The following is a 4,096-nucleotide window of genomic DNA, read 5'->3' as shown; positions in this document are numbered from 1 at the left end:
AAAAAGCTGTTAGAGAACCACTTCAACAAAATTGAATACATAAGGTTCAAAGAATCGAAGCACCCATTCGAGTATTATCGTTCAAACCTTTACCGAATCTTCACATTAGAAGAGGTAAAGACCTTACAAGAAACAAGAGACCAAAAGCGGTGAATAAGGTTGTCGCAAGACTCCCCAAATCAGCCCTTTCGGCTGCGCCGACCCCTACCCATTTCAACTCTAAACTTGAGTGATTTGGGTATCATCTATGGTCGCTTTCCGTGGAGTTTTGTCTCTTACCCTTTCGGGCTGCCCTGCGCTGTGTGTAAAGCTTTCGCCCCCGTTCCAGTCACACAACACTAATCAGTTATTCCTTTTCCGCTTGTCCCCTCTAGCAGCTACAAGGGGCGGTGTTATCGAGCTTTACGCTTAGTTCTGATTAGTGCCTTTACCTCTCACCTTTGGAACATCCCTTGGTCGGTGAGTGATGCGCGTCGTTCTGTCCAAAACATCTTGATTCCAAACAGAGTGCAGAAATACTCTTGAAGTGCTTACTTGATATGGTCTATCATGGAAGGACTTACACAACGATTTGGTCATCATTTGTGAGTATTCCGAAAAAACCACTCCGGCAAGAGTGGTTTTTTCACATCTGGGGATAGAGATTAATCCTAAAATCGTTAGATCTCAATGATCAATGCAAAGATCTTTGTTGCATACTCTTCTCAAATTTTTGTTTAATCAGCCCTATGGTATATATCTTTATCAAGAGATATATAAAATGATGTTCTTATCTTTTCTGTAGTAATTAAAAAGTAACCACTATCAACAAGGTGTTTCTTTATTGCATCTTTTCCAATCGTTCCAAAAACAACCCCAATGACAAATAGAAAACAAGGAATGTAAGTTCCTAAATATTTACTCCACTCTTTAGGTAATTCAGGACGCTTATTAAAACAAATACAAACAAACCCTATTATACTTAAAAACCAAAACCATGATAAAAAAGGAACTATAGAAAAAACGGAGGTTAACGCTATAGATTCTGGATGATATATATAAACATCCAGTATTGGGCTTATCGCATCAAATAATAAGAAAGGCATCCCGATTAATACAAGAGGGACTCCTAAAAAAATCAGAATTCTATTTAGCATTTGTGGCCTCTTTTAAGCCATTTATTATGTTTTCTTCTATCTTGTTTTCATCCCAAATATTAGAAATAATTACATCAACACCAACCCAAACCATCGCACCAACCACCATAGGAATGGCAACTCCAAGAGCGACCGTCAAGCAAATAATCCCACCGACAACTGCACCAGTGGCTAAAAGCTTAAACAAATCACTTCCCATACTACCGCACCAATCAACTAAATGATAATCATCATTAAACATCAATTCATTAGTATTGATTGTTGCCGATATAATTAAACTTAAAACAGCCCCTTTCTTAAATCCATTTAATGTATCTTCAGCTAAAACACCCAACTGCTTAATTGTAGGGTTTGTAATTCTATATGGATAATTTTTTTTGATATTTAATCCATTAACAACAGCATAATACTTCTTAGGGTCATTCCAGAGACTGGATATTATTACTCGTTCTATTCCCTGAGCATCAATATATTGTTTAACTGTAATACCAAAGCCACCTAAAGCTTTTGATATTTTTGCCGCAGTAATAATACCTATGCCCATATCTATTTTTGAATGAATGTCATCTAATAGTTTCAGAGTTTCACTTCCAATCGTTTCCCCTTCTTCATTTTTTTGATGCCAGATATTCATCGCACACTTTGCGGCATCATCAACAGAGAAAATACAAACTTGTGTATGTCTACCTTCTAAGTATTCTTTCAAATCGTCTTGTAGATCTTTGTTCCATTCTGGCTCTGTTAGATCGTAGGCCTGTAACGCTGCCGCGTTACGTTCTGCAGTAGCACGCACACGATTTTTTTCCCAACGAGCGTAATCTTCTTGGGTATACGTCAATTCAGCTTGACGCTCTCGACGTTGGCGGGCAGCTCGCTCCCTTACTGTTTCTTCTCGAGCTTGCGGTTTTCTTAATGACTCTTCTTCATGGAGTGGCTTATAACCTCCACCAGAAGAACTCAACGGTTTTTTCTTTCTATCCAAAAAATTGTGTGGCATCAGTTCACCTAACCTCAATTAACGTGATGACATCATAACGACACTTAAAGGTGCGTAATATTGGTCATATGTTAAATAGGCAACTTCACTATCAAAAACACCACTTAGAAGCCCCTCAAACGCTCTAGGCACGATTTCAGACTGAAATCCGGCACATTACCCACCAAAAAACATTTGAAAGTTTGTGACACTTTGAGAGCGATTTACATAGCAATCTAACTAACTTCTAAACTCACTCAGAAACACCTCTGAAATGCTCGTTTTTCACATGTTCAACCTGCAACTAGGCATCTATCATTATCCAAAAATAAAAATGCCTAGTTGGCTCAAACCGCACAAACGGTCATTTGCCGCGTCACAACAATCATTCGAATTAAACTCACATTCACTGAACCAAAGAGTAACTCTTGTTACTTCAAAACTTGGCTCAAATGACAGCAAACTAACAGCGTGAGATCTTAAGATCATAGAGAAAAATGAAACACGCTAACTTGTGTCGAGATTTACGAAAAGAAAGGACGAAAAGCATGAACTTCAAAAAACGTTACATGACCATAATATTGCTCGCATTAGGATTAGGAAGTACTCAAAAAGCGCCTATCAACGAATTAACACTGAACCTTGAGTTACAACATAACTGCTTAGTTTGTTTGTCCTGGTGAAACTAAGCGAAGCGTTTTTACCAAGACAAACGAACCGGCAACGAGCAGCGCGAGGCGACAGTTCGAACAGCGAAACAAAGTGAGTTAGTGAGCCATGTTTTTTTCTGGCTCAATCGCCCAAGCGCCCCCTTGCGGGGTTCAATTGCTAGTCAGAAAAAAATGCGAAGTGTCCAACGTAGCATCGAGAAAACAGGTGAGCCCCCGAACCTTTTTCTCGACAGGGGGAGCCGAACCAAACGCCCGTTCCCGAACGAAAAGGCGAGCAGTTCCCAAACTGCGTTTTGGTTTGGGGGCTTGCCCCAAAATCCGTTGAGCAGGCGAGACCAAGTCCGTATAACGATGTAAAAACGAGACTCTTTGGACTTGTCCAAAAAGGGCGACATTTTTCACGCTCTATAGGGGCTTGGTCTCGCGGAGCGAGGCGGATTTTGCTTTAAATTAGAATTTGAATTGTAGGGGCGTCCAGCCCCGAAGATTTACATTCTAATTCATTGAAAAAGCACGCTTTTTCAATATTCGCCCTTTGGCGAAACTTCTTGTTATTGTTTGGATTTCATCGGTGTCTGCGGTCGGGTGCTATACTCCCCCGATGATAGACACCGATGGCAGAGGCCGATGAACACACAATATCTGATCCAAGATAAAACCGAACGTTACCAACGAAATGCAGACAACATGCAATGCGTCATACAATTTTTAATACAAGAAACGTACTCCACAATCACCAACTTAATGGTGCTTTTGAATTATCAAAAAAGGCAGCCTCTCGATCGTTTACTGGCAAAACTAAAAGGCTTAGACCTCATCAAAAAGTACGAACTAAAAACGCCAAGAGGGAAGCTTGCATTGTGGGGAGTGACCGACTTAGGCCTTGCGCAAAACCAACAGAAAAGTAATGGCAGAGAGAAGAGTTTTGTACCGTACCGAGTCACGGCCAAGAATGCAGAACATAAAATGAAAGTACAGTTTGTGCAGCTCCAGCTACAAAAAAATGGATGGCGTGATTGGGAAAATGGTAAGCATGAAGATGTACGCAAAAAATATCAGGTAGCACACAAACCGGATGGCTTGGTGAAAAGTCCTTCGGGAGCAAAGATTGCACTCGAACTGATGCAAACAATTCAAACGCCATCACGCTACAGGACCATTTTTAAAGAGCACATACAGGCAAAAAAAGAGGGGTACTGGCATGCAGTCTTTTTCATCGTTGAGAGTAACGAAATGAAAAAGCTGTTAGAGAACCACTTCAACAAAATTGAATACATAAGGTTCAAAGAATCGAAGCACCCATTCGAGTATTA

Annotated in this window: 3 protein-coding genes; 1 reads left to right on the top strand and 2 read right to left on the bottom strand. The window is 40.3% G+C overall.

Annotation, left to right across the window (positions count from 1 at the left end; translation table 11 throughout):
* Positions 1–716 precede the first annotated feature (716 nt).
* Together R7F07_RS24440 and R7F07_RS24435 are read right to left on the bottom strand one after the other, a co-directional pair.
* Positions 717–1,136 carry a hypothetical protein gene (locus tag R7F07_RS24440; protein WP_025789263.1) on the bottom strand — a complete coding sequence of 140 codons (420 nt, stop codon included), beginning with the start codon at positions 1,134–1,136 and terminating at the stop codon, positions 717–719.
* The gene (locus R7F07_RS24435) at positions 1,126–2,133 is read right to left on the bottom strand and encodes a hypothetical protein (RefSeq protein ID WP_025789264.1); all 1,008 of its coding nucleotides are present in this window, start codon (positions 2,131–2,133) and stop codon (positions 1,126–1,128) included. Before R7F07_RS24435 ends, R7F07_RS24440 begins: the two co-directional genes overlap by 11 nt.
* Before the next feature lie 1,277 nt (positions 2,134–3,410).
* Between R7F07_RS24435 and mobC the strand changes: the two genes are divergently transcribed.
* A partial coding sequence (mobC, locus tag R7F07_RS24430) for a MobC family replication-relaxation protein (protein WP_276428512.1) occupies positions 3,411–4,096 on the top strand: 686 nt, incomplete at its 3' end.

The sequence above is a fragment of the Vibrio sp. YT-16 genome, assembly GCF_033337405.1.
Lineage (GTDB): Bacteria > Pseudomonadota > Gammaproteobacteria > Enterobacterales > Vibrionaceae > Vibrio > Vibrio alginolyticus.
Note: the sequence above shows the minus strand (reverse complement) of the source record. Positions and strands in the feature narration are given on the sequence as shown.

What these genes read in the sequence shown, in the direction of transcription:
- R7F07_RS24435 (WP_025789264.1), bottom strand. Translation starts at nt 2,133, where the DNA reads ATGCCACACAATTTTTTGGATAGAAAGAAAAAACCGTTGAGTTCTTCT.
- R7F07_RS24440 (WP_025789263.1), bottom strand. Translation starts at nt 1,136, where the DNA reads ATGCTAAATAGAATTCTGATTTTTTTAGGAGTCCCTCTTGTATTAATC.